Annotated in this window: 25 protein-coding genes and 1 pseudogene; 13 read left to right on the top strand and 13 right to left on the bottom strand. The window is 68.8% G+C overall.

What is annotated here, in order from left to right:
- The first annotated feature begins 90 nt into the window (after positions 1-90).
- Together ABZU72_RS15575 and ABZU72_RS15570 are read left to right on the top strand one after the other, a co-directional pair.
- Entirely contained in the window at positions 91-1,929 is a 1,839-nt protein-coding gene (locus ABZU72_RS15575; protein ID WP_355019741.1) for an NAD(P)/FAD-dependent oxidoreductase, read from the top strand.
- A 251-nt stretch (positions 1,930-2,180) separates the two neighbouring features.
- Positions 2,181-2,453, top strand: a complete 273-nt coding sequence (locus ABZU72_RS15570) for a hypothetical protein (RefSeq protein ID WP_355019740.1) — start codon at positions 2,181-2,183, stop codon at positions 2,451-2,453.
- A 194-nt stretch (positions 2,454-2,647) separates the two neighbouring features.
- On the opposite strand, the gene ABZU72_RS15565 is transcribed toward ABZU72_RS15570, so the two are convergent.
- From ABZU72_RS15565 to ABZU72_RS15550, 4 genes are all read right to left on the bottom strand, one after another.
- A complete protein-coding gene (locus ABZU72_RS15565) occupies positions 2,648-2,878 on the bottom strand; it encodes a hypothetical protein (RefSeq protein WP_355019739.1) in 231 nt (76 codons plus the stop codon).
- A 119-nt stretch (positions 2,879-2,997) separates the two neighbouring features.
- Entirely contained in the window at positions 2,998-3,252 is a 255-nt protein-coding gene (locus ABZU72_RS15560; protein WP_355019738.1) for a hypothetical protein, read from the bottom strand.
- Between the two features lie 33 nt (positions 3,253-3,285).
- Positions 3,286-4,107 (bottom strand): hypothetical protein, encoded by an 822-nt coding sequence (locus ABZU72_RS15555; RefSeq protein WP_355019737.1) that lies wholly within the window; start codon positions 4,105-4,107, stop codon positions 3,286-3,288.
- 3 nt (positions 4,108-4,110) lie between these two features.
- Positions 4,111-4,539 (bottom strand): helix-turn-helix domain-containing protein, encoded by a 429-nt coding sequence (locus tag ABZU72_RS15550; RefSeq protein WP_355019736.1) that lies wholly within the window; start codon positions 4,537-4,539, stop codon positions 4,111-4,113.
- Positions 4,540-4,917: 378 nt separating this feature from the next.
- On the opposite strand from ABZU72_RS15550, the gene ABZU72_RS15545 reads away from it, so the two are divergent.
- Positions 4,918-5,187 (top strand): hypothetical protein, encoded by a 270-nt coding sequence (locus ABZU72_RS15545; RefSeq protein WP_355019735.1) that lies wholly within the window; start codon positions 4,918-4,920, stop codon positions 5,185-5,187.
- Between the two features lie 10 nt (positions 5,188-5,197).
- The gene (locus ABZU72_RS15540) at positions 5,198-5,686 is read left to right on the top strand and encodes a hypothetical protein (RefSeq protein WP_355019734.1); all 489 of its coding nucleotides are present in this window, start codon (positions 5,198-5,200) and stop codon (positions 5,684-5,686) included.
- A gap of 50 nt (positions 5,687-5,736) precedes the next feature.
- Here the strand turns inward: ABZU72_RS15540 and ABZU72_RS15535 are convergent, their stop codons facing one another.
- The 3 genes from ABZU72_RS15535 to ABZU72_RS15525 form a co-directional block, all read right to left on the bottom strand.
- The gene (locus ABZU72_RS15535) at positions 5,737-6,018 is read right to left on the bottom strand and encodes a WhiB family transcriptional regulator (protein WP_355019733.1); all 282 of its coding nucleotides are present in this window, start codon (positions 6,016-6,018) and stop codon (positions 5,737-5,739) included.
- Between the two features lie 402 nt (positions 6,019-6,420).
- A complete protein-coding gene (locus tag ABZU72_RS15530) occupies positions 6,421-8,823 on the bottom strand; it encodes a bifunctional DNA primase/polymerase (protein WP_355019732.1) in 2,403 nt (800 codons plus the stop codon).
- Positions 8,824-9,236: 413 nt separating this feature from the next.
- A complete protein-coding gene (locus ABZU72_RS15525) occupies positions 9,237-9,425 on the bottom strand; it encodes a helix-turn-helix domain-containing protein (RefSeq protein ID WP_355019731.1) in 189 nt (62 codons plus the stop codon).
- 108 nt (positions 9,426-9,533) lie between these two features.
- Between ABZU72_RS15525 and ABZU72_RS15520 the strand changes: the two genes are divergently transcribed.
- Together ABZU72_RS15520 and ABZU72_RS15515 are read left to right on the top strand one after the other, a co-directional pair.
- Positions 9,534-10,094 (top strand): hypothetical protein, encoded by a 561-nt coding sequence (locus tag ABZU72_RS15520; RefSeq protein ID WP_355019730.1) that lies wholly within the window; start codon positions 9,534-9,536, stop codon positions 10,092-10,094.
- Between the two features lie 3 nt (positions 10,095-10,097).
- On the top strand, positions 10,098-11,309 hold the full coding sequence (locus ABZU72_RS15515) for a site-specific integrase (protein WP_355019729.1): 1,212 nt from the start codon (positions 10,098-10,100) through the stop codon (positions 11,307-11,309).
- Positions 11,310-11,343: 34 nt separating this feature from the next.
- On the opposite strand, the gene lpdA is transcribed toward ABZU72_RS15515, so the two are convergent.
- Positions 11,344-12,744, bottom strand: coding sequence for a dihydrolipoyl dehydrogenase (gene lpdA, locus ABZU72_RS15510; RefSeq protein ID WP_355019728.1), 1,401 nt, complete (start codon positions 12,742-12,744; stop codon positions 11,344-11,346).
- Positions 12,745-12,816: 72 nt separating this feature from the next.
- On the opposite strand from lpdA, the gene ABZU72_RS15505 reads away from it, so the two are divergent.
- From ABZU72_RS15505 to ABZU72_RS15495, 3 genes are all read left to right on the top strand, one after another.
- Positions 12,817-13,269 (top strand): gamma-glutamylcyclotransferase family protein, encoded by a 453-nt coding sequence (locus ABZU72_RS15505; RefSeq protein WP_355019727.1) that lies wholly within the window; start codon positions 12,817-12,819, stop codon positions 13,267-13,269.
- Between the two features lie 29 nt (positions 13,270-13,298).
- Positions 13,299-14,096 carry a purine-nucleoside phosphorylase gene (locus tag ABZU72_RS15500; RefSeq protein WP_355019726.1) on the top strand — a complete coding sequence of 266 codons (798 nt, stop codon included), beginning with the start codon at positions 13,299-13,301 and terminating at the stop codon, positions 14,094-14,096.
- 373 nt (positions 14,097-14,469) lie between these two features.
- Entirely contained in the window at positions 14,470-16,119 is a 1,650-nt protein-coding gene (locus ABZU72_RS15495) for a phospho-sugar mutase (RefSeq protein WP_355019725.1), read from the top strand.
- Positions 16,120-16,123: 4 nt separating this feature from the next.
- Here the strand turns inward: ABZU72_RS15495 and ABZU72_RS15490 are convergent, their stop codons facing one another.
- Positions 16,124-16,693 (bottom strand): hypothetical protein, encoded by a 570-nt coding sequence (locus ABZU72_RS15490; protein ID WP_355019724.1) that lies wholly within the window; start codon positions 16,691-16,693, stop codon positions 16,124-16,126.
- A gap of 45 nt (positions 16,694-16,738) precedes the next feature.
- On the opposite strand from ABZU72_RS15490, the gene deoC reads away from it, so the two are divergent.
- A complete protein-coding gene (gene deoC, locus ABZU72_RS15485; RefSeq protein ID WP_355019723.1) occupies positions 16,739-17,407 on the top strand; it encodes a deoxyribose-phosphate aldolase in 669 nt (222 codons plus the stop codon).
- 30 nt (positions 17,408-17,437) lie between these two features.
- A complete protein-coding gene (locus ABZU72_RS15480) occupies positions 17,438-18,049 on the top strand; it encodes an ATP-binding protein (RefSeq protein ID WP_355019722.1) in 612 nt (203 codons plus the stop codon).
- On the opposite strand, the gene ABZU72_RS15475 is transcribed toward ABZU72_RS15480, so the two are convergent.
- Complete coding sequence (locus tag ABZU72_RS15475) at positions 18,024-19,103, bottom strand: adenosine deaminase (RefSeq protein ID WP_355019721.1); 1,080 nt, start codon at positions 19,101-19,103, stop codon at positions 18,024-18,026. The genes ABZU72_RS15480 and ABZU72_RS15475 overlap by 26 nt on opposite strands.
- A 35-nt stretch (positions 19,104-19,138) precedes the next feature.
- Between ABZU72_RS15475 and ABZU72_RS15470 the strand changes: the two are divergent.
- A pseudogene (locus ABZU72_RS15470) lies at positions 19,139-19,429 on the top strand (MaoC family dehydratase); the annotation flags it as partial.
- On the opposite strand, the gene ABZU72_RS15465 reads toward ABZU72_RS15470, so the two are convergent.
- Positions 19,337-20,416 (bottom strand): isoprenylcysteine carboxylmethyltransferase family protein, encoded by a 1,080-nt coding sequence (locus tag ABZU72_RS15465; protein WP_355019757.1) that lies wholly within the window; start codon positions 20,414-20,416, stop codon positions 19,337-19,339. The pseudogene ABZU72_RS15470 and the gene ABZU72_RS15465 sit on opposite strands and share 93 nt — an antisense overlap.
- A 434-nt stretch (positions 20,417-20,850) precedes the next feature.
- The gene (locus tag ABZU72_RS15460; RefSeq protein ID WP_355019720.1) at positions 20,851-21,798 is read right to left on the bottom strand and encodes a hypothetical protein; all 948 of its coding nucleotides are present in this window, start codon (positions 21,796-21,798) and stop codon (positions 20,851-20,853) included.
- Between the two features lie 56 nt (positions 21,799-21,854).
- Here ABZU72_RS15460 and ABZU72_RS15455 point away from each other — a divergent pair, with 56 nt between their 5' ends.
- Positions 21,855-22,490: a helix-turn-helix domain-containing protein gene (locus ABZU72_RS15455; RefSeq protein WP_355019719.1), complete on the top strand. Its 636-nt coding sequence runs from the start codon at positions 21,855-21,857 to the stop codon at positions 22,488-22,490.
- Positions 22,491-22,493: 3 nt separating this feature from the next.
- Here ABZU72_RS15455 and ABZU72_RS15450 read toward each other — a convergent pair whose 3' ends face one another.
- Positions 22,494-23,537 carry a S66 peptidase family protein gene (locus ABZU72_RS15450; RefSeq protein WP_355019718.1) on the bottom strand — a complete coding sequence of 348 codons (1,044 nt, stop codon included), beginning with the start codon at positions 23,535-23,537 and terminating at the stop codon, positions 22,494-22,496.
- Positions 23,538-23,574 lie beyond the last annotated feature (37 nt).

Genomic DNA, 23,574 nt, shown 5'->3' with positions numbered 1-23,574 from the left:
CGGCTATCGTAACCGCGAATGCCGCTCGGGGCACTTCGCGACCCTCGTCGGCGCACCGGGCAGACCCCACCCCACGAGAGGAGCCGCGCCATGACCCTGCCGCGCTGCGAGAACCCGGTCACACCCGAGCGCGCTGCCCAGATCAAGGCAACGCAGATCAGGGAGCGCTACACCGCCGAGCGAGAGCGCCGCGTACGTCCCGACGGGGCCGCACAGTATCGGCCCACCGAGGCCGAGTTCGGCTACTTCGCCGAGGACCCCTACACCGAGCGTGCGGACCGCGAGCCGGTCCGCGACGTCGTCGACGTGGCGGTCGTCGGCGGTGGCTTCGGCGGCATCCTCGCCGGCGCGCGGCTGCGCCAGCAGGGCATCGGGTCGGTGCGCATCGTCGAGAAGGGCGGCGACTTCGGCGGCACCTGGTACTGGAACCGCTACCCCGGCATCCACTGCGACATCGACGCGGCCGTCTACCTGCCGCTGCTCGAGGAGACCGGCTACATCCCGCGCTGGAAGTACGCCCCGGGCGAGGAGATCCGGCAGCACGCCGTACGCATCGCCGAGAAGTTCGACCTCTACGAGAACGCGCTCTTCTCGACCGCCGTGACCTCGCTGACCTGGGACGACGCCGACCAGCGCTGGCTGGTGACCACCGACCGCGGCGACGAGTTCCGGGCGACGTACGTCATCACCGCGACCGGCACCCTGACCGAGCCGAAGCTGCCCGGCATCCCCGGGATCGAGTCGTTCGCGGGGCACACCTTCCACACCTCGCGCTGGGACTACGGCTACACCGGCGGCACCGCCGAGGGCGGCATGACCGGCCTGGCCGGCCGGAAGGTCGGCATCGTCGGCACCGGCGCGACCGGCATCCAGGCGGTGCCGATGCTCGCCGAGGACGCCGAGCACCTCTACGTCTTCCAGCGCACCCCCTCCACCGTCGGCGTACGCGGCCAGCGCCCGCTCACCGCCGCCGACCTCGGCGCGGACCGCCCCGGCTGGGCCACCGAGCGCCGCGAGAACTTCCTGCGGCTCGTCTCCGGCGAGGCCGTCCCGGGCGTCGACGAGGACCTCGTGGACGACGCCTGGACCGAGTCGGCGGCGCTGCTCGAGAAGCTGCTGCCGAGTTTCCGCCGCGACGGGGCCGGCCAGGGCAACGAGGAGTTCGAGGCCGCGTACGAGGCCCTCGACCACGCCACCATGGAGCGGATCCGCGCCCGGGTCACCGAGATCGTCGAGGACCCGGCGACCGCGTCGGCGCTTCAGCCCTGGTATCGCTACGCCTGCAAGCGGCCGACGTTCTCCGACAGGTATCTGCCCGCGTTCAACCGCGACAACGTCACCCTCGTCGACACCGCCGACTCCCACGGCATCGAGCGGATGACCGAGCGTGGTGTGGTCGTGGACGGCGTCGAGTACGAGGTCGACGCGCTGGTCTTCGCGACCGGGTTCTCCGTCGGTGTCTCGGGGATCACCTCGGGGAGGCTGCCGGTGACGGGTCGCGACGGCCTACAGCTCCTCCATGCCTGGGCGCAGGAGGGCCCGCGGTCGCTGCACGGCTTCGCGTCCAGCGGGTTCCCCAACCTGCTCAAGATGGGCTCGCTCCACAACGCCAGCAGCGTGAACTTCAGCCACATCCTCGACGAGCAGGCCGTCCACGCCGCCGCGCTGGTGGTCGCCGCCGAGACCCGCGGCGCTCTCGTCGAGCCGTCCCGCGAGGCCGAGGACGCCTGGGCGCGCCGGATCGCCGAAGGTGCGCCTCGGCATGCCTGGTTCCACGCCGAGTGCACGCCGGGCTACTACAACGCCGAGGGCGCCGGCCGGCCCGACGTCCCCACCGGCTACCCAGGCTCCGCCGTCGCCTTCCACGAGGAGCTCCGCGCCTGGCGCGAGACCTCCATCGACGAAGCGCTCACCGTGCCCCGGACGTGAAGAGGCCCGGGGATGCGATACGTACGCGTCCCCGGGCCTCTCTCAGCCGGTCAGACAGCAGGTCAGAGGTTGATCATGTGTAATCGGCCTGCCGCTGACCTGCGCTTACGGCACGTAAACGGCCCCCACCTGCGGAAACGTCTTCCAACGTCTTCCGATGGTGAGGGGCTGTTTTCTGTTGTCTTGCTACATCAGCGCTACATCACAGAGCATGGACCACCAGACGAACCAGCGTGGAAGGACTGAGCCAAGTGACCGAAGAGCACCGAGAGATGATGGACAGACTGATGTCCCCGGCCAAGGGGATCGAGGCCATCCTCGGGGAGGGCTTTACCAAGGCAGCCGTAAAGGTCCTGCGCGAGGTCGTCGCCGACGCACCGGCTGGCCTCGATGACGCAGGCTGGCGTTCGTACCTGTCTGAGCGAGCCGCTGAGATCGAGGCTGCAGGTTCCTACTCGATCAACACTCCTGAGGAGGAAGAGGCTGCGGAGACGCAGCGGAAGATCTGGGAAGAATCGGAGTGACCAACCCGGCCGACGACCCGACCTGTCCACCTGAGCACCGGCCGTACGTGTCGGGGCAGCCGACCGAGACCCGACCGAGACCCCCGTTGACCCTGACCCGGAGACGTGCTCCGGACAGGCGTCGGAGTCTTCCGGGTCGTACTCAAGCGGAACGACCGCGCCCGTAGCAACGCGCAGGCGGCGACCGCGTCACGTCACCACCCCTCGCCCGGCTCGCTCGCGGCGGGACGGTGCAGGACCAACATCGGGGCCACGTGCCCGCTTGCCTCGCCGTCCTCCACCCATACCGGGTGATCGCTGATAATGCCGACCAGCGTCCAGCCGTCGCCCTCTGACCGGTTGAGATAAGCCTCTATCGCTTGAGCGTTCACTCCGCTCTGGTCGTCTTCATACAGGTCGTTAAGGTATTGGACGTTGTAGGGCATGCGTCGCTCCGGATCCGGTCGGGAATGTCTCCCAGCACGCTGCCGCGCGCTCGATCACCGGGCAGACAGACGCCGGACGTCTTTACCTCATCTTGCGTAGCCCCTGCCCGGCGTCCGGCTCACCAGATGCCGACGATGGCACCGACCGTCCGCCGCTGCGGCTTGCCGTCCATCAGGGTTTGCAGGAAGTCACGCGTAGCACCCGGCGGCAGGTCGGCGGGCGTCAGGGATGCGTCCTCGGAGCGCTCCAGACGCCAGGCGAGATCGTTTCCGGCGTTCAGCGCCGCAAGGCGCCTGAGGCGGGCTCTACGCTCGACCTCGCGACGCCGCGCTTCGGCCAGCGGCCGAATCCGCAGCGGGGTAGGTGTCGTCATCACGGGCTCTTTCCTCGGGCTCTAGTTGCGGGGCTAGGCGTGGGCGTGGTGGCCGGTCGTGGTCAGGTCGACCTGTCGTTTCCCGCCGGGCATCACGGCGTCCAGCAGCTTCTCGGGCATGTCTTCGGGGAAGGTCACGTCGTTGGGGATGGCGGGCCAGACCTGGCCGGGCTTGAGCATCAGCCCAAGTGCCAGCCAGCACCCGCGCGCGGCGGGGCCCTCGGGCAGGTAGGAAGCGCCGGAGAGATCGGCCTTGGCCATGGCGGCGGGCGTCTCGCCCTTGCGCTGGGCCCAGGTCTCGACCCGCCGAGCCTGCCGCCAGTCGCCTAGGGCAGCTTCACCGGCTCGGCGGTGGTTCCATGCCTCGGCGGGATCGTGGCGGGCGGACCATCCCTGCTCAGCCTCGGCTGCCCACGTGGCCACCGCTGCGGCGGCAGCCTTGGCGGCAGCGGCGGCGATGGCCTCGCGGTCGAGGGCCGCCTCGGCTCGGCGCTCCACGATGGGCAGAGCTCGCACGGCTGCGGCGGCATCGGCCCAGCGGGCGTCATCTCCGGCGAGCAATGCCGCCGTGCGCCAGCCATCGGCGGGGATGCGTTCCTCGGCGGCGTCGGCAGCATCGGCGTTGGCTGCTGCCGCCCACCCCTTACCAGCGGCTCGGCCGGTCCCGAGATAGGCGCTGCCCTCACCGGGCCGGTTGTCGCGCAGCTCGCGTACGGCCGTCTGAGCCCGGCCATAGGCGCGCTCGACCTGGCGCAACGGCTCGGCGGCCTCGGTTCCGGCCACTTCCGCTAGCGTCTCGGCGTCCATCGCGCCATTGGAGCGAAACGGGACATTGGGGATGGCGAGCATGGTCATTTCTCAGGTCCTCCACGGGAGATAGTGCGGCTCGGCCAGCGGCTCGGTATTGGCTTCGGTATTAGAGATGGAATCAGGGTCAATCGTCGCGCTAGTGACATCAGAATCAGCCCCTGAGCGGCTTTCAGGCCCGCCGTGGGCCGATGGGCCGCTTTCGGAATTGGTGCCCTCAGATCGCATTTCCGTCTCGAATTCCCGTCCAGTCTCTCGGATTAGCTCGGCGGCATCCTCAACGCTTTGCTCAGTGACATAGAGGCGGTGGCCCTTGCGCCGTGCCTTCAAGCGACCGTCGATTGCCCAGAGGCGAATCGTCGTGCGGGCGCGTGATAAACGCTCGGCCGCTTCGTCGAGGCTCAACAGGCCATGCGGGGATGGCCCTTGATTGCGTTTCGGGATCGGAATTCGATCGTATTTGGCTTCCGGCCTAACCATTTCTCGATTATCGCCCACTATTAACTGATAGTCATTCGATAATCGGAGGTATTTTCTATGCCGCTGATCGGCACTGGCGGAATCCCCCGCAAGATAGGGAGAGATGACCCGGGCACATCCGGCATCGAGGGGCCGGACGGATGCATACCTAGGGTATGTAATTGGAGCAGGCGTGGCACTGCCCCAGAGGGGGGCGGCCCCAAGAAGACCGACCCCTGATCAGCGGAAACGCAGGAGCGATGCCCCGGCGGGAGTCGCACGGCAGCGGCCCATAGCCCGCCGGGGAGCAGCCGAGTCCGGCCCAACCTACCTAGTCTGAGGGACAGCTTCTCGCGTTCGTCGGTCTCTCGGCTTCCCAGGGACCTACGGTCCCGCCCCATGACCAATGAGCACATGAGCGATCCGAAGCCCGACACAGGGCTCATCTGGGCATTGCTGTGGTTCGGCGCCATCGGCAGCGGCATGGGGTATGCCCTGATCTTTGCCGACAGCGTCCCAGTCAGGATCTTCGGGTTCGTCCTCGTCGCGATCTGCGGCGTCATGATGTCGATTGGGATCCTCGGCGCGGGTGTCTCCGTCGGCATCAGGGCGGCAAGGGGCAAGGCGGCTCCCACCGTGGCGGCTCCCGCCCACGTCGACCACCGCTGATTGATCGGCCGTGGAGTGGATGACCGATGGGACATGGGGTTTCGCAGGGGTCGTGATCGGCATCCTGCTCACGACGGCATTCGGGTTCGTCAAGTCGGCGATGGAACGGCGTTGGGCGCGGCACGACCAGACCGCCGAACTCCTTTTCGAGCACAAGCGGGCCGCGCACCTGGCCATACTGGTGGCTGTTAACGGAATCCCGGAGGAAGACCCGACACCCGATGATCTACGCAAGGCGATCAAGGAGATTCAAGTCGCTACGTCAATCCTGCTTCTACATTCGGGACGCGCTGCTGCCGTGGACTCTCTTGTCGTGGAGCGAAGCCTTGAGCGTTGGGAAAAGGCGCTTTCGGACGAGTCGACTAATAGCGACGAAGTCGATCTTTTGTATGACAAATTCGGCGACAACTTCGCGCGCTATGCCCTGTCTGCTCGGCGCGACCTGGGCGTAAGACCGTCGCAACGCTCGAAATCCGACATGTCGGAGTTGGACGACTGACTTCCCTTAACGCGTCCGGGCGCGGCGCAGACGCAACGCATCGACGGGACTCAGGAATCGCCTCCATGGCGCTTCCGCCTGCGGTTCGTGGGCGAAGGGCTTGGGGTCCGGTCGATTCCGCGCCACACGCCGACCCGTTCGCCGCGCACTTCGGCGTAGTCCCGACACAGCCCGAGCACCGGGCAGCCCTCACAGCGTCGGGCGGCAGCGTTGCGCTCGGGCTTGCTGGCAGACGTCCATAGGTCGGCGTACGCCCGGCGACAGGGAACCGACTCGCCACGGCCCGACGCCTGAGCGATGGCCACCTCCAACGTGCGACGCGTGGGAGTCATCGCGTCCGCCCTCCCATCCGTCGAGCCCGCCGGTCGTCACGCTCGGTCTGGCGGCGGGCTCGGCAGGCAGGGCAAAGCGGGACGATGGGCTCGGGCCGATAAGGCCAGCCACTACGGCCGCAGTCGAGGCAGGCCAGGAAGTAGCGCCGTAGCCTCATCGGCCGGGGCGCTTCCGGGCTCGAATTGGTGGGCACTGTCATCGGTTAATGTCCGTCCATTCGAGTGTTTCCACGGCTTGGATCGAAAGGGGTGTCCCCGTGTCCCGGGACACCCTTAGCTCTGAAATCTCATGTCTCGGATCAATGCGTTTATGCAGTTCACACACCAAAATGCCTTTCACGATAAGGGCGCGGAGTCGTGGCTAGGGGTGTCCCGGGACACGGGACACCCTTTTTCGCGGCATCACCTGCGGACGCTTTCTGCGAGCCGAATACGTCGCCCGCGCCGCCCCGATTCTGGATCGCTGATCTCGACCTGTCCGGTCTCCGATAGAGCCTCAAGGGCGGATTCAAAATGGGGGCGAGTCTCGTGTTTGAGGGCCCGTCGCACATCGCTCGCGGCCGCCCATTCATCGGTCGATCTCAGCTTCCGGACGATGGCCCGTCCAGCGCGCTGGTGTCCGTCTTCTGCGACCACTTTTCCCCGCTCGATCTCGCGCAAGCCCTCGGCTTTGGCCCGGGCCACGGTCGCCCGCCGCTGGTCGGCCTGTAGTGCGGCTACGACGCCCGCCCTGGTGCGGTCGCTGATCTCCATAAGCCGCCCGGCTAGATGCCAGTCATCCGGCCTCACTCCGGCGTGACCGTCCAGGATGGCCAGGGCGGCGGCCACCTTCTCCCGGCACAGCAGCGCGTGACCGTCCAAAGCGTCGCCGTGGCCACGCTGCCGGGCTTTGTGGGCGCTGCGGATCACGTCTTCGGCCTCGGCGCAGACCTCAAGGGTTCGCAGCCGATCAACGAGCGCGGGCCACACGGGCGCTTCCCAGGTCAGCGCGGCAGGCTCGGGCGGCGTCTCATCGGGGATGTTCCGATCCGTCGTGGGCAGCCACAGGAACCGCTGAGGCGTCCCACCGCTGGCATCATCGAGCAGTGTCCCGGCACGGGAGGGCTGGACGCCGACGACGGCACACAGCCGGTATTCGTGGCGATCCACGGGCAGCCGCTTAGCCGGATCGGCGTAGGCGAATCCGAGTGGCTCGCCCATCCACGCCTTGCGGAGCTCCGGCATCAAGGTGGAGCCCTGCCGACCCTTAAGCCCGTTCAACGTGTCGACCTCGGGCGCGTTCAGCAGCGCTGCCCGCGTGTGCTGGTGAACGTCGCCCTTCCTGTCCCTGCGGACGAACAGATGGGCGATTCCCTCGCCCGACCCCGGGCCCGTCTCCCGGAAGTCCTGCCCGGCGCCAGACTCGATAGCTGGCGCGAGATTGACCGCAGCTCCGGCGGCGCGGTCGGCGGCTCCCTTCCCGCCGCCGGAGGGGGCCACCAGCGCCAGAAACAGATTCAGGCTCACCTCCCCGCCGATGATGGGCGGCAGGACGACATTCGCCGGAGTGGCAGCTACCACGCGCGCCAGCACGACGCCCAGCACGGCCAGCGGCGCGGCTTCCCTAGCCCGGGCCCAATCGTGCACCCGACGCAGTGACTTGCGGGCGTCCCAGAAGTCGGCATCATCGTGGCCCGAGTCGGGGCCCACCCCGCTCAGCGCAGGGCACGCATGGGCCGGCTCGGGGCTCAGCTCGGCGGCGCTGACCTCTGCCACCACCGGACGCAACGCCTCGGGCTCAGGCCGGGCCTTACCTCCCACGGTCGCCCACGCCGAGTCCCATTTCCGGTAGACGTCACGCTCCCTCCAGACCTCATCGGTCGGGGCCCTGGCGGCTAGATCCCGCTGGGCATCGCCCAGGGTGTAGCCGGACCACGGCGCGTTGGCCAGCTCGATCAGATTGCAGGCGACCTCGAATGTGGTCGAGTCCCAGCGGGCGCCCTCATGCCAGGGCCGGGCCAAAGCGTCGAGCTTGGCCAGCTCGCCCGCGACTGCGCAAGCGGCGTAGACCGTCAGGTCCCGGTCCGGCTCGGTGCGTGTGGTCAACTCGGGCGGCTGGTCGGCCTGCTGCTCAAGCTCGCGCGTGTATGGGTGCTTTTCGACCTGAGCATTGATCCATTCCACCCAACCCTCAGCGGGCGGCTTTCCCGGCTCAAGTCGATCAATCCGCTCGGGCCCAAGCTCGCGTTTGAGCCGGTCCAGCCAGTTGGGCACGTCACCGGGCAAGGCGTCCGTCTCCGGCCACGTCGGGGCAGCCGCCGCCCGCGTGTAGCGCCCCGCATCCGTACGCGAGGGCGGCGCGATGACGTAGCCACCGCGCCCCCGGTAGTCGAGCCCCCTTCCGCCAATGCCTGCCGCGTTGCTAGCGCCAGAGGCCGGGACGTAGAGATGCATCCCGCCCTCGCGCGGGGTCGAGACGGTCCAGTAAAGGGCGGCGTCGATCTCTTCGGCTAAAGCCAGCCCTTTCAGCGTCCTCTGAGCATCGAAACCGTCCAGGTCGATCACGTCGAAACGTCCGCCCGTAGGTAGCCCGATATTCGCCTCAGGCGTGTGCATCCACCACGCCCGGATTTGGTCGGCGTCGGTCGTGGCGTCGCGCCAGCCGTGGCGCGTCAGCGGCCGTTTCCCGCCCACCTCGCAGGGGAAGACGGGCAACCCCTGCCCGGCGTACCAGAGCGCCGCCGAGACCAGCTCCGCGCCGGTCACCAGGCCGGTCCCGGAACCGGTCCCGGGGCTAGTCTCCGGGCCGATCGTCTCGGCACTCATCCCAACCACCGCCGGACGGCCTTAACCAGCCGCTCATCGCTGGCCGGGCAGCGCTCACCGTGGGTCACGCTCGCCACCACGGGCGCCCCCGGCGCGTCTGAGAGGGTCGCCAGCGCCCCGCATGGGCAACGGCCCTCCAATACGGCTACGCGGCGTCTGGTGATGCCCTCACGCACCGCATAGGGCGCATCTTCGGGGGCGATGGGTAGAACGGCGATTGCCCGCCGTCCGTCGATCTCGGTAATAGACGCGTCACAGCGAATCCGTGGCGCGTTGAAATCAGTTACTCTTGCCATTGGAACAGCAGCTCCTTACGGGGCATGCATTGATAAAGGTCGGCATCGGATTGGTTCTCCTTTCAGTGAGCGCCGCGCCCTAGGAATTGGTCACCGGGGCGTGGCGCTCTCGCGTTATCAGGCAGCGCCGTCATCTACGCGATTAGCCGAAAGCCACGCCTCAACGTCTGACAGGCGGTATCGGATATCCCGACCAACCCTGATCCGTCGCGGCGCACTCCCTCGGTGATTCATCGCGTAGATCGACTGAATCGGCTTACCGAGATAGGCGGCAAGGTCTTGCGGGCTTAGAAGCTTCTCCGGCATTGTCATTCCCTTTCGTCAGCTGTTGTCCGCTTGTAACCCTAGACACGTCGTGGCATAGTTGTCCTTGCCATAGCACCGCAGATTCTTGGCAAGGAAGGGCGAGGAGAGATGACTAGTTGGCATTGGGAAGAGATGGAGTCGAGCGCGCTAGACGGGAGCGTGACGCTCGGCGGGCTCGTCTACCCCCGACGCGTGATCGGCGCCGCGCAGACAAGCGACCGTGGTGGACCTCAGGTCCGTGTCGTATTCGAGATGCGCGACGACGGGACACCCGTTGCGGTAGAGGCTCGGTTCACGAGCGACCCGGACGGGCGCGGACTGCGGACTGCCGATCTGGCGGCATTCCGGGTCGAGAACGCGGCCAAGCGAGCGTTTCAAGGGTTCGCCGTGCCGGTGTCGGGCGGGCCGTTGATGTCCCGCACGCCGGACGAACGGCGCCAGATCAGCCGCGACCTAGACCGGGCCGTGTCCAAGCGCCGACCACCGACAGACGCCCATCTACGCGAGATCGCAGAGGTCTATCGGACGGCACTAGACGAGGGACGGCGACCGACTCAAGCCGTCGCCGACACATTCGATCTCTCAGCACGTACGGCAGCGCGACGGGTCGAGCAAGCCCGCGCGGCCGGGATCCTGCCGAAGACCAGCAAGGGAAAGGCAAAGGGCTAGACCATGGCGAGCATCAGCAGAAGGACTGTCAGCGGGAAGCCGCGCTATGACGTGAACTACCGGGAACCGGACGGCCGGAAGCGCCGTAAGACGTTCCTCAAGCGCGTTGACGCGGACGCGTTCGCCCGGACTATCGAGACGGACAAGCTGCGCGGAACGTACCTGGATCTCGACGCAGGGCGGGAGTCATTCGGCGCCTACGCCGAGCGCTGGATCACGCACACCTCCCGCGACCCTCAGACGCTGGCGATCCGTGAGCGGATCTTGCGTCTTCACATCGCACCCGCCATCGGTGACGTAGAGCTGCGCAAGGTCACCGGCTCGACGCTGCGCGGTCTGATCTCGTCGCTAGAGGTCGCCGACAAGTACGCCGCCGACATCTTCGGTCTCGTCTCCTCCATCCTGACGGCGGCGGTCGATGACAAGCTGATCCCGACCAATCCGGCCAAAGATGCGTCCGTGCGCCGACAGAAGCCGCGTGCGCCCCGTCGCAAGATCCAGCCGTGGCCGGATGAGTGGATCGACGCGATGCATACCGCCATCCACGACCGATACAAGGTCACGATCACGCTCGCTGCCGGGCTCGGCTTGCGGCAGGGCGAGGTCTTCGGGCTCGCCATCGAAGATGTAGACATGCTGCGCGGTGTGGTGCGCGTCAAGCGTCAGGTCAAGATGGTCGGTAAGACGCTCGTATTCGCCCCACCGAAAGCCCGGAAGGACGGCGACGCGCCCCGGGAGATCCCGCTGCCTGCTGACGTACGCGCAGAGCTGGCAGCGCATCTGAGCACCTACCCAGCGCAAGCCGTCACGCTGCCGTGGCGTGAGCCGGACGGCAAGCCGACCACGGTTCACCTGATCACCACGACACGCAACGATCAGGCGATCCGCCGTACGTCGTACAACGAAACCGTCTGGTCAACGGCTCGCAAGCACGCCGGACTCACCATCGGCGGCGAGATCGAAACCGGGATGCACGGGCTACGCCATTGGTACGCCTCAAGTCTGCTGGCAGGCGGCGCATCGGCGGTAGAGGTGTCGGCCTACCTCGGGCACTCTGACGTGGCGTTCACCTTGCGGACGTACGGACACCTGATGCCGTCCAGCGAATCGCGCGCCCGCGAAGCCATCGAAGCCGCATTCGAGCGTTCCCGGACGGCGGGAAATGCAGCAGCCCCCGATGGCTCGCTACATCAGCGCTACATCGGGGGCGTCTGAAGACCTGTTTTTGCAGGTCAGAGGCTTACAGGGATCACAGGTTGATCATGTGACCCGCGATGCCCTCGATGGCTTCCTTCATCGCCTCCGACAGCGTCGGGTGGGCGAAGACGTTGCGGGCGACCTCGTCGGCGGTCAGGTCCCACTGCTGGGCGAGGGTCAGCGCGGGCAGCAGCTCGGTGACCTCGGGGCCGATCATGTGGGCGCCGAGGATCTCGTTGTGCTCGGCGTCGGCGACGATCTTCACGAAGCCGACGCCCTCGGCCATGCCACGGGCCTTGCCGTTGGCGGAGAACGGGAAGGACGAGGTCTTGACGTCGTAGCCCTTCTCCTTGGCCTGCGCCTCGGAGTAGCCGAACGAGGCGATCTGCGGCTGGCAGAACGTCGCGCGCGGGATCATGTCGAAGTTGATCTCCATGGTCTCGGCGTCGGCGATGGTCTCGGCGGCGACGACACCCATCGCCTCAGCGGTGTGGGCGAGCATCAGCTTGCCGGTGCAGTCACCGATGGCGTAGATGCCCTCGACGTTGGTGCGGCCACGGGCGTCGACCGCGATCGCGCCCCGGTCGGTGAGCTCGACGCCGGCGTTCTCGAGGCCGAAGCCCTCGACCCGCGGCGCGAACCCGAAGGCGGCCAAGAACTTGTCGGCCTCGAGGACCTGCTCCTCGCCGCCGGCAGCCGGAGCCACCCTGACCTTTACGCCGGAGCCGGTGTCCTCGGCGCCCTTGACGGCGGTCGAGAGCAGCACGTTGACGCCCAGCTTCTTGTACTGGCGCAGCAGCTCCTTGGACACGTCGGCGTCCTCGGTCGGCACCATCCGGTCGAGGAACTCCACGATCGTGACGTCCACGCCGAAGTTCTTCAGCACGTAGGCGAACTCGACGCCGATCGCGCCCGAGCCGCCGATGATGATCGAGCTCGGCAGCTGCTCGGTGAGGATCTGCTCCTCGTACGTCACGATGTTCTGCCCGTTGGGCACGACACCCGGGACCGAGCGGACGGTCGCGCCGGTGCCGATGATCAGGTTGTCGAAGGTGTAGTCGGTCGAGGCGCCGTCCTTGCCCTTGACGGCGATCGACTTCGGCCCGGTCAGGGTGCCCCAGCCGTCGATCTCGGTGATCTTGTTCTTCTTCATCAGGTAGTGCACGCCCTTGGCGCTCGCGTCCGCGACGCCGCGGCTGCGCTTCCAGGTCGCACCGAAGTCCATGGTCGCGTCACCCGAGATCCCGAAGGTCTTCTTCTCGTGGGTGATGATGTGCGCGATCTCTGCGTTGCGCAGCAACGCCTTGGACGGGATGCACCCGACGTTGAGGCAGACACCGCCCCAGTACTTGTCTTCGACGACGGCGACGGACTTGCCGAGCTGAGCGGCACGGATGGCGGCGACGTAGCCACCGGGGCCAGCGCCGAGGACGAGAACATCAAAGTGGGTCACGTACCCAAGGGTAGACCGCCAATAACAGATAGATCCCAAGCGGGTGAGGACTGGGCGGTAACCTCGTGACCCGTGACTCTCTATGCGGCCTATGGCGTCAATCTCGACCCGGCGCGGATGAGTGAGCGGTGCCCGCATTCGCCGTTGCGTACGACCGGGTGGCTGGGCGGTTGGCGACTCACCTTCGGGGGCGAGGACAACGTGCTCGGCGACGGACCGACGGCCACGATCGTCCAGGACCCGTTCGAGCAGGTCTTCGTCGCGGTCTACGACGTCGTGGACCAGGACATGGAAGCCCTGGAGAAGTGGGAGCTGGCCGACATCGGCCTCTACTTCAAGACCAAGGTGCGGATCTCCGCGCTCGCCGAGGACCTGCTCTGCGAGACCTATGTCCTGGACACGTACGAAGGTGGCATCCCGGACGCCCGCCACCTGGGCGCGCTGGCCGATGCCGCCGAGGCGGCCGGGGCACCGGCCGACTACGTGCACGCGCTGCGTACGCGGCCGTGCCGGTCCAACGACTGAGCCGGTCCGGGCAGGTCTAAACTCAGCGAGTGACCACGCCTTACGAACTCGCCAAGGAAGCCGCCTCCGCGCTCGCGGAGAAGACCGGCATCGAGAAGCACGACATCGCGCTGGTGCTGGGCTCGGGCTGGCTGCCCGCCGCCGACGCGCTCGGCGAGGACTACACCGAGATCGCCACCACCGACCTGCCGGGCTTCAGCGCCGCCGCGGTCCAGGGCCACAGCGGCAAGATCCGCTCGATCCGCTCGGCGAGCGGTCGCAACCTGCTGGTCTTCCTCAGCCGCACCCACTACTACGAGGGCAAGGGCGTCGGCGCGGTCGTGCACCCCGTACGCACCGCCGCGGCCGCAGGCTGCTCGACGATGGTGCTCACCAACGGCTGCGGCGGACTCAACCCGTCCTGGTCTCCCGGCACCCCGGTGCTGATCAAGGACCACATCAACCTCACCGCCACCTCTCCGCTGGTCGGCGCCAACTTCGTCGATCTCACCGACCTCTACTCCTCGCGCCTGCGAGGGCTGGCGAAGCAGGTCGACTCCTCGCTCGACGAGGGTGTGTACGTCCAATTCCCCGGGCCCCACTACGAGACCCCGGCCGAGGTGAAGATGGCCGGCATCATCGGTGGTGACCTCGTCGGCATGTCGACCACCCTCGAGGCGATCGCGGCCCGCGAGGCGGGGATGGAGATCCTCGGGATCTCGCTGGTCACCAACCTCGCCGCCGGCATCTCCGACCAGCCGCTCGATCACGCCGAGGTCCTCGAGGCCGGCCGCAGCGCCGCGACTCGGATGGGCGCGCTTCTGGGCGATCTGTTGCCCAAGATCTGAGTGGTCCGCGGGGTTGGGCTGGGCCGCCGACCCTTTCTTCGAGGGTCTTCTCGACCTGCCCCGGAGTAAAGGACGGCCTGCGGCCGCCGGGTGTGGCCACGGCACACTCACCCACGGCAGGTGACCGCTCCACACCTACAGCAGACATGGGGTCTCCGCGTGAAAGAAAAGTTTCTTTCACCCCACCAACCCCACCCCGGTCGAGGCAGCATCTTGAGACGAACGAATTTTCGTTCGCCCAAGATCCCGACCCCCGTCCTTTACTCCGGGATCCGTTGAGAACACCCTCCCCGAAAGGGTCGGCGGCAAACCCCAACCACAAAACACAGAAGCCCTTCGGTCTTCCGGCACGAGATGACCTAGGGTCAGATCCATGGTCCCCACAGATCAATCTGCGCTCGTCGTCCAGGCCCGGGAATGGCTTGCCGATGACCCAGATGCACAGACCCGAGCAGAGCTCGAGAGCCTCCTGACCTCCACCGCCCCGGGGGCCGCGGCCGAGCTGGCCGACAGGTTCTCGGGCATGCTGCAGTTCGGCACCGCCGGGCTGCGGGGCGCGCTCGGGGCCGGGCCCAACCGGATGAACCGGGTGGTCGTGATCAAGGCCGCCGCGGGGCTGGCCCGCTACCTGCTCGCGACCGGCGCGCAGGGGCCGGTGGTGATCGGCTACGACGCCCGGCACAACTCCGACGTCTTCGCCCAGGACACTGCCGAGGTTATGACCGGAGCGGGCCTCCCGGCGCTGGTGATGCCGCGCTCGCTGCCGACGCCGGTGCTGGCGTACGCCGTCAAGGCGCTGGGTGCAAGCGCGGGGGTGATGGTGACGGCCAGTCACAACCCGCCGCAGGACAACGGCTACAAGGTCTACCTCGGTGATGGTTCGCAGATCGTGCCGCCGGCCGACATCGAGATCGCGAAGCGGATCGCGGCCGTCGACAAGGTGAGCTCGGTCCCGCAGGGCCCGGCCGGCCAGGTGATCAGCGAGGACCTGGTCGACAGCTATCTCGACACGGTCGTCGGGCTCCTTGCCGAGGGCGGCCCGCGTGACCTCAATACGGTCTACACGCCGCTGCACGGTGTCGGCGGCGACCTGGTGAACCTGGCGATGAAGTTCGCCGGCTTCCCCGAGCCGTTGGTGGTCAAGGAGCAGGAGCGGCCCGACCCCGACTTCCCGACCGTCGCCTTCCCCAACCCCGAGGAGCCCGGGGCGATGGACCGGGCGATGGCGCTGGCGAGCAAGAAGGGCGTCGACCTGGTCATCGCAAACGACCCCGACGCCGACCGCTGCGCCGCAGCCATCCCCGTCGGCAAGAAGTGGCGGATGCTGACCGGTGACGAGGTCGGCGCGCTGCTGGCGACCCACCTGATTCGCAAGGGCGTCACCGGGACGTACGCAGCCTCGATCGTCTCTTCCTCGCTGCTCGGCAAGCTCGCCGCAGCCGCGGGGCAGGCCTATGCCGAGACGCTCACCGGCTTCAAGTGGATCTCGCGCGCGCCCGGGCTCGCGTTCGGTTACGAGGAGGCGCTGGGCTACTGCGTCGACCCCGAGCACGTACGCGACAAGGACGGCATCTCGGCGCTGCTGCTCCTGTGCGAGCTGGCGGCGTCGCTGAAGGCGGAGGGTCGCGACCTGGCCGACCTGCTCGACGAGCTGGCGGTCGAGCACGGCCTGCACGCCACCACCCAGCTCTCCGTACGGCTCGAGGACCCGGCCCAGATCGCGGGCGCGATGCAGCGCCTCCGCGACCGGCCGGTGACCGCCCTGGCCGGAGCCGCCGTGCAGCAGCTCGACGACCTCACCACCGGGGTCGGCGGCCTGCCGCCGACCGACGGGATCCGCTACCAGCTGGCCGGCGGGTCACGAGTGATCGTGCGGCCCAGCGGCACCGAGCCCAAGATCAAGTGCTACCTCGAGGTCGTCGAGCCGGTCGACTCACCGGAGGCGCTGGCACAGGCCCGTACGGACGCCGAGATCGCCCTCGGCGCGCTCAAGGTCGACATCCGCGCCGCCCTCGGCGTCTAGAGGGCTAGACCACGAGCAGGACCACGAAGACGACGGCCGCGACGCCGGTGGCGGCGATCAGCGGCCAGTCCCAGCTGCGGCGTACGTCCTCGGCGAGGGCGAACTGCTCGTCGGAGTCACGCTTGATCCGGCGCCGGTCGCGGGCGTCCTGGGCCAGCCCGTTGAGCCGGTCCTCGATGAAGTCGGCGTGGTTGCTCAGCGGCTCGTGGTCGCGCTTGGCGCCCTTGATCGCCTCCCGCATCGGGCGCCCGACGGCGCCGCTGACGTAGGTGCGGCCGCCGGCGTAGGCGCCGAGGGTGCGGCCGACCGAGACGCTCTCCAGGGCGGCGATCGGGAAGCGCACCGTCGAGTAGAGGTGGTGGAGCACGAAGTCGCCCTCGCTGACCCCGACCCTGGTGCGGACGAACGCGGCGTACGCGACCAGGGCGAACAGCACCCCGCCGGCCGTCGTCTCGGGGTGCCAGCCGGTGACGGCGTCGATCACGATGACCGCGACCGCGGCTCCTGCCGCGAGGAGTCCCCAGGTGGTGCTGCTGGAGTTGCGGAACCACTCCTCGGGCTGATCTTCATTCACGGCGCAAACCTTAGCCTTCGCGGGGTAGATGCATATGCTGAGCCCGTGCCTACCCCCGCAGACATCGCGAAGCTGATCGACCACACCCTCCTCAAGCCCGAGGCGACCCACGCCGACGTAGAGGCGCTGATCGCGGAGGCCGCCGAGCTCGGCACCTACTCGGTGTGCGTCTCGCCGTCGATGCTCCCGCTCACGGTGCCGGACGGTCTGACGGTGGCCGTCGTCTGCGGCTTCCCGAGCGGCAAGCACCTCTCCTCGATCAAGGCCGCCGAGGCCAGTGCCGCGGTCGACGCCGGCGCGGACGAGGTCGACATGGTCATCGACGTCGGCGCCGCGAAGGAGAAGCGGTACCCCGACGTGGAGGCCGACATCGCCGCCGTCCGTGCGGCCGTTCCCGCCCCCACCGTGCTGAAGGTGATCATCGAGTCCGCGGCGCTCGATGACGACGAGATCGTCGGCGTGTGCCAGGCGGCCGTCCGCGCCGGCGCGGACTTCGTGAAGACCTCCACCGGCTTCCACCCCGCCGGCGGCGCCAGCGTCCACGCCGTGGAGCTGATGCGCCAGACCGTCGGCCCCGACCTCGGCGTCAAGGCCTCGGGCGGCGTACGGACCATGGAGCAGGCCGAGCAGATGATCGCCGCGGGAGCGACCAGGCTCGGGGTCTCGGGCTCGCGCGCGCTGCTGTCGGGGTCGGCCCCCGGCGCCGGCTACTGACTTCGGCCCGGCACAGGCGAGAATGCTCCGGTGCGCGCTCAGGTCATCGTCCTCGCCGGCCCCTCGGGCGCCGGCAAGTCCCGCCTGGCCGAGCGGCTCGGCCTGCCGGTCCTGAGGCTGGACGACTTCTACAAGGACGGCTCCGACCCCTCGCTCCCCCGGATCACCGAGGGTCCCAACGCAGGCCTGGTCGACTGGGACCACCCCGACTCCTGGCTCCCCGCTGACGCGGTGAAGACGATCGCGGCCCTCTGCGAGACGGGCGCTGCCGACGTACCCGTCTACGACATCGCCCACGACGGCCGCACCGGCTGGCAGTCGCTGACCCTCGGGGACGAGCCGTACTTCGTCGCCGAGGGGATCTTCGCCCAGGACATCGTCGCCGAGTGCCGCGACGCGGGGCTGCTCGCCGTCGCCTACTGCGTCACCCAGTCACCGACGGTGACCTTCTGGCGTCGGCTCACCCGCGATCTCCGCGAGCGTCGCAAACCACCGTTCGTGCTGGTCAAGCGGGGTCTGGCGCTGATGCGCGCGCAGCCGCAGGTCGTCGCGAACGCGGTCGACAAGGGCTGCACCGCCGTCTACCCGAAGCACGGCTACGTCGCCATCGAACGACTCACAGGGCCGCGTACGCGTCCTTGATCTCGTGGATCAGGTCGACCCGCTCGTCGTAGGGGATGAACGCGGACTTCATCGCGTTGGTCGTCAATCGTTGGAGCTCGGGCAGTCCCCAGCCGAAGGCCTCCACGATGCCGGCCATCTCCGCCGACATCGAGGTGCGTGACATCAGCCGGTTGTCGGTGTTGATGGTGACCCGGAACCCGAGGTCGTAGAGCAGCCCGATCGGGTGCTCGGCGATCGACTTCGCCGCCCCGGTCTGCACGTTGGAGCGCGGGCAGAGCTCGAGTGGGATCCGCCGGTCCCGGACGTACGCGGCGAGCCGGCCGAGTCGCGGTGCCTCGCCCTCCTCGAGGGTGATGTCGTCGACGATGCGTACGCCGTGACCGAGCCGGTCGCAGCCGCAGGGGTGCACCGCCTCCCAGATCGAGGGCAGCCCGAAACCTTCGCCGGCGTGGATCGTGAAGCGCATGTTGTCGGCGGCGAGCTGCTCGAACGCCGCCAGGAACCGGCTCGGCGGGAAGCCCTTCTCCGGCCCGGCGATGTCGAAGCCGGCGACCCCGCGGTCCCGCCAGGTCACCGCGAGCTCGGCGATCTCGGCGGCGCGGGCGGCCTGCCGCATGGCGGTGAGCAGCTGGCGTACGACGATCTTCCGACCGGTGGTCGCGACGGCAGCCATGCCCTCGTCGAAACCGGTCTGGACGGCCGCGACGACCTCGTCCAGCTCGAGACCGTTGGCCAGATGGAGCTCCGGCGCCCAGCGGACCTCGGCGTAGACGACGCCGTCCTCGGCCAGGTCCTCGACGCACTCCCGAGCCACCCGCGTCAGCGCGGGCAGCGTCTGCATGACCGCCAGCGTGTGCGCGAAGGTGTCGAGGTAGCGCTCCAGCGACCCCGAGTCCGCGCTGGTCACGAACCACTCCTCCAGCGCGACCGGATCGTCCTGGGTCCCCTCCGGCAGCCGGTGACCCACCTGAGCGGCGAGCTCGACGAGGGTCGAGGGACGTACGCCACCGTCGAGGTGGTCGTGGAGCAGCACCTTCGGGGCGGCCTTGATCTGCATGTCGGACGGTTCCATGGGCCCATCATTCCGTATGCCGCTAGATTCCGGGGGTGCGCACTTTCACCACTCTCCAAGAAGTCTCCGACGCCGCAGGCACCGAGATCGGCACCGGCGAATGGCTCCAGGTCGACCAGGACCGCGTCAACGCCTTCGCTGACGCCACCGGCGACCACCAGTGGATCCACGTCGACGAGGAGCGGGCCAAGGAGGGTCCCTTCGGGGGCACCATCGCCCACGGCTACCTGACGCTATCGCTGATCCCCTACCTCGGCGTCAGCGTCTACTCGCTGGAGACCCCCGGCGCGAAGCTCAACTACGGCCTCAACAAGGTCCGGTTCCCCATGCCGGTCCTGGTCGGCTCCCGCATTCGCCCGATCATCACCTTCGGCGAGGTCACCGAGCTCCCCACCGGCCTCCAGCTCGTGGTGAAGACGACGATCGAGATCGAGGGCTCCGCCAAGCCCGCATGCGTCGCGGAGTCGGTCGTCCTGCTCCTCGCTGACTGAGGCCGGATCGGCCGAGCGCGACGGCCGCGGACCGGCACCGAAGGCATCGGTGCAGAGCTGCACCAGATGCCGTACGCCGGGCAGCCCGAGCGCCCAGCCGGCCATCGCCCAGCGGAGGTCGATGTGGTTCAGGGCCCGCGCCACCGCGGCGACGCCGCTGACCCTGACGCTCGCAGACTCGTAGGTCACCCGGTAGAGCACCTCGGGGTGCTCGGCGGCCGGCCTGATCGCGAGCCCGCGCGGCTCGTGCCGGAGGAACCAGCGGCCGACCTCCGAGCAGATCCCGCAGTCGGCAGCCACCCACAGGGTCCCGCTGTCGATCACCGCCGGGCGCCATCGGGGAACCCACGACGGGACCTCGGCCCGGTAGCCGACCCAGCCGTCCCCGAAGGCCGTCCGCAGCTGGGCGCCCTCGTGCCAGGCGGCCGGCCCGACCGAGTACGCCGCGGCCGCGACGGCCGCGACCAGCAGCCACGCGTCCCCGAACGTGAGCGCCAGGGCGACGAAGACCAGCACCATGCTGATCTGCATCGGGTTGCGGACGTAGGCGTACGGGCCGGACGTGACGAGCCGGCTCGGCGGATCGTAGGGCAACGGGGTGCCCCGGCCGACGATCGCCAGCTCGCGCATCGCGGCGACGCTCGGCAGCGCACAGACGACGGCGAGCTGGACGCCCGCCGAGGTGATGACGTCCGGCCAGCGCGGCTCCGGCGCGAGCACAGCCAGCGGCCCGCCGATGATGAGGCCCCCGGCGCAGAGCGCCTGCGCCCAGCCGCGGGCGACGACATGGCGGCCGAGCAGCGTCCAACGGGCCAAGAACATGGCCGGGACCAGCACGAATGCGACCGCGACCAGCTCGCCGACGAGCCAGGTCTCACCGAGACGTACGGCCGGATGGGCCAGCGGCATCGCGCCCAGGTCGACCCAGACCAGCCCCGCCGCGATCCCGACTGCGGGCCACCCCAATCGGAGCAGGAGCGCCGGCACGGCGCCCCACAGCAGCGCCCACGCCAGCCACAGGTCGACCGCGATGCCCTGCCACACGGCGCCGTCGACGTCGTAGGCCCACCATCCCAGCCGCTGCGCGACCAGGTTCACGGGAAGCAGCACGAGCAGCGACCAGGCGGACGCGACGATCATCGCCGCCAGCTCGCGCTGGTTCGGCGGGCGCCGGACGCACAAGATGGCGACCGCGACGACCGGCAGGGCGAGCCCCAGGCTGCGTACGACGGCGGGATCGGTACTCATCGCCGAGCTCAGTTGCCGGCCGCGGCGGCGGCGAACGTGTCGGCGAGGTAGCCGGCCGCGAGGCCGGTGGTGTGCTGCTGGAGCGGTCCGAAGTACCACGACGGGTCGTAGGTGCGTGCCCAGTCGAGGGTCCAGGTCGTCTCGGTCCGGTCGCCGACCCGGTGCCATGCGACGGTCGCCGACTGCAGCTCCATCCACCGCGACAGCGTGCTGTCGGCGGTGACCTCGAAGACGACGCGCCCGGCGTCGGTGTCGATGTCGGACTCCGCGACGCGCAGCGTCATCGACCGCGGCGTCGGCTCCGCGCCGAGACCGAGCGACTTCCGGTCGTTGAACCTGACCACCCGCCGATCGCCGACCTCGAGCCCGGATCCGGTCGCCGTGACCGGGTGCGGGAACGGCACGGTCTTCAGCAGGACGGCGTCGAAGGGGCCGTACGCCGGCGGCGCGGCGAGCGCCGCTGCGTACGCCTCCGGCGACGCGTCGACCATGACCGTCGCGGAGGCGGCCGACTCGCGCGGCAGGTAGCTCACCCCGGCGACGCCCTCGATGAGGGCCGCCGCGAGCAATGGGACGGCGACCAGCGCATGGTGATGCTTCCATGCCGGCCTGGTCAGCGCGGACACAATCCAGGCGATCAGCGCGGCCACGCCGTAGATCAGCGGAGCAGCCATGATCAGGCAGACCACTCCCTCGTCCAGGAGCGGCCCGGCGAGGGCGAGCCCGATCGTGGTGACGGCGAGCGTGAGTCCGACGGCGCTCCGCGGCCGGGCGGTGAGCACCACGGTCACCGCGATCAGCGCCGGGATGCCGACGTAGAACATCGCGGTCTGCTCCAGGCCTCCGCTCGCGAGGGCCTTGGCGAACAGCATCGCTCCGAAGACGGCGATCAGGAGGGCGGCGAGGACCAGGCGCTCGCGGCTCGGTCTCTTCTCTGCACGGGGATCGTCAGTCATGGTCCGGCTCCTTGATCGCTAGGTTTAATCACCTGATTAAAGCGTACGATAAGCACATGCCGCCACGGAAGCGAACAGCCGGGACCGAGAAAACCAGCGAGGAGACCCGCCGACGCCTGCTCGACGCCGCCGACGAGGTGCTACGCGAGAAGGGCTACGCCGGCGCCTCGGCGCGCAACATCGCCACCGCCGCCGGGGTCACCTCGGCGCTGGTCTTCTACCACTTCGGCGGCGTCGACCAGCTCCTGCTGGCGGCGATGGACCGTGACACCGCCGCGCGGATGGAGGCGCACGGCGCGACGATGGCGGAGGTCCGTACGGTCGAGGAGTTCGCCGCCGCCGCGGTCACGATCTACCGCACCGACCTGGAGCGCGGGTCACTGGCGAAGTTCAGCGAGATGATCGCCGCCGCGGTCACCAACGAAGACCTCCGCAAGGAGATCACCGAGCGCGCCGAGCCGTGGCTCGACTTCGTCGCCGAGCACTGGGACCGCGTCACCCGCGGCACGCCGCTGGGCAAGCTGCTGCCCGCGCGCGACGTGGCCAACGCGGCCATCACCTTCTACCTCGGCGTCAACCTGTTCTCCGTGATCGACCCCGACCGCCGGCGCACCGAGGACGTCTTCGCCCTCGCCCAGCGGCTGGCGCCACGGGCGAAGCTGCTCACCATGAAGCTCCCCGGCCGCAGGTAGACCTCAGGAGTAGTCGGCCCACAGACGCTGGGTCGTGCTGTCGACGGTCATCTCGCCGCCGTAGGGCACGATCCACTGCGGCCGGGTGTGCCCGAACGGTGGGCCGACGACGACCACCGCGTCGGGGTTGTAGCGGGCGACGGTCTCGATCGCCGCGTCGCGCTGTTCGGCGCGCTTGGCGGCACGCTCCTCGGCGCTTGGCCGGCGTTCGAAGTCGGAGGTCGGCGGCCGGGCGACGATCACCGCGTCGATCGCCTCGAGCAGCCCGCGCTCACCCAGCGAGCGCGCGATCCAGCCGAACTCCTGCGCCGGGATTAGCTCCTCGGAGGTCTCCAGGAGGAGTACGCCGCCTTCCAGCACCCCCGGGTCGGCCGGGAAGCGTCCGGCGGTCAGTGCCCACTGGAGGATCTCGATGCAGCCGCCCCAGGTGCGTCCGGTGACCTCGCGGGCCGGGCCGGCCCAGGTCCACGACTCGGTCGCCTCACGCTCGCCGTACTCGGTCAGCGCGCGTGGGTCGTTCCAGTCGCGGCCGATGTCCTCGGACTCCCCCGGCTCGGTGATCTCGAGGGTCTCGCCGGTGAGGAGCGCAGCCTTGAGCGAGGCCTCGTGAACGGGGTCGAGCGCTGGTCCCGGCCCCAGGTGGACCTGCGTCGAACCGCCGTGGAACGCGGCGACGCCGTTGGTCCACAGCCAGTTGAGGAGGTTGGTGTTGTCGCTGTAGCCGAGGAACGGCTTCGGGTCGGCCCGCACCAGGTCGGCATCGAGGTGAGAGATCACAGTGATCTGGTCCTCGCCCCCGATCGTCGCCAGCACTGCCCGGATCTCCGGGTCGCCGAACGCGGCATTCAGGTCGGCCGCCCGCTCCTGCGGCGTCGCACCGAGCTTCCGGGTGGTCGGATACTCCACCGGCACCAGCCCGGTCACCTCGGTCAGCCGCGCCAGCGCCTGCTCGTGGATCGCGGGTGCCGCCCCGGGTGCGGCGAACGAGGGTGACAGCACGGCGACCTTGTCGCCCGGAACGGCCTTGGGTGGCTTGACGATCTTCATGGATGAAGTCTGGCCTCCGGCAGTGGCCCGAAGCGAC

Source organism: Nocardioides sp. NPDC004968 (assembly GCF_040608935.1).
Lineage (GTDB): Bacteria > Actinomycetota > Actinomycetes > Propionibacteriales > Nocardioidaceae > Nocardioides.
The sequence above is the reverse complement of the archived record's forward strand: the minus strand, read 5'-3'. Positions and strand labels throughout refer to the sequence as shown.

Excerpts from the sequence above, each read along its gene's own strand:
- ABZU72_RS15575 (WP_355019741.1), top strand. The coding sequence starts at position 91 with ATGACCCTGCCGCGCTGCGAGAACCCGGTCACACCCGAGCGCGCTGCC.
- ABZU72_RS15565 (WP_355019739.1), bottom strand. The coding sequence starts at position 2,878 with ATGCCCTACAACGTCCAATACCTTAACGACCTGTATGAAGACGACCAG.
- ABZU72_RS15560 (WP_355019738.1), bottom strand. The coding sequence starts at position 3,252 with ATGACGACACCTACCCCGCTGCGGATTCGGCCGCTGGCCGAAGCGCGG.
- ABZU72_RS15555 (WP_355019737.1), bottom strand. The coding sequence starts at position 4,107 with ATGACCATGCTCGCCATCCCCAATGTCCCGTTTCGCTCCAATGGCGCG.
- ABZU72_RS15550 (WP_355019736.1), bottom strand. The coding sequence starts at position 4,539 with ATGGTTAGGCCGGAAGCCAAATACGATCGAATTCCGATCCCGAAACGC.
- ABZU72_RS15545 (WP_355019735.1), top strand. The coding sequence starts at position 4,918 with ATGACCAATGAGCACATGAGCGATCCGAAGCCCGACACAGGGCTCATC.
- ABZU72_RS15535 (WP_355019733.1), bottom strand. The coding sequence starts at position 6,018 with ATGACTCCCACGCGTCGCACGTTGGAGGTGGCCATCGCTCAGGCGTCG.
- ABZU72_RS15530 (WP_355019732.1), bottom strand. The coding sequence starts at position 8,823 with ATGAGTGCCGAGACGATCGGCCCGGAGACTAGCCCCGGGACCGGTTCC.
- ABZU72_RS15525 (WP_355019731.1), bottom strand. The coding sequence starts at position 9,425 with ATGCCGGAGAAGCTTCTAAGCCCGCAAGACCTTGCCGCCTATCTCGGT.
- ABZU72_RS15520 (WP_355019730.1), top strand. The coding sequence starts at position 9,534 with ATGACTAGTTGGCATTGGGAAGAGATGGAGTCGAGCGCGCTAGACGGG.
- ABZU72_RS15515 (WP_355019729.1), top strand. The coding sequence starts at position 10,098 with ATGGCGAGCATCAGCAGAAGGACTGTCAGCGGGAAGCCGCGCTATGAC.
- ABZU72_RS15495 (WP_355019725.1), top strand. The coding sequence starts at position 14,470 with ATGGTCCCCACAGATCAATCTGCGCTCGTCGTCCAGGCCCGGGAATGG.
- ABZU72_RS15475 (WP_355019721.1), bottom strand. The coding sequence starts at position 19,103 with ATGGAACCGTCCGACATGCAGATCAAGGCCGCCCCGAAGGTGCTGCTC.
- ABZU72_RS15465 (WP_355019757.1), bottom strand. The coding sequence starts at position 20,416 with ATGTTCTTGGCCCGTTGGACGCTGCTCGGCCGCCATGTCGTCGCCCGC.
- ABZU72_RS15460 (WP_355019720.1), bottom strand. The coding sequence starts at position 21,798 with ATGACTGACGATCCCCGTGCAGAGAAGAGACCGAGCCGCGAGCGCCTG.
- ABZU72_RS15455 (WP_355019719.1), top strand. The coding sequence starts at position 21,855 with ATGCCGCCACGGAAGCGAACAGCCGGGACCGAGAAAACCAGCGAGGAG.
- ABZU72_RS15450 (WP_355019718.1), bottom strand. The coding sequence starts at position 23,537 with ATGAAGATCGTCAAGCCACCCAAGGCCGTTCCGGGCGACAAGGTCGCC.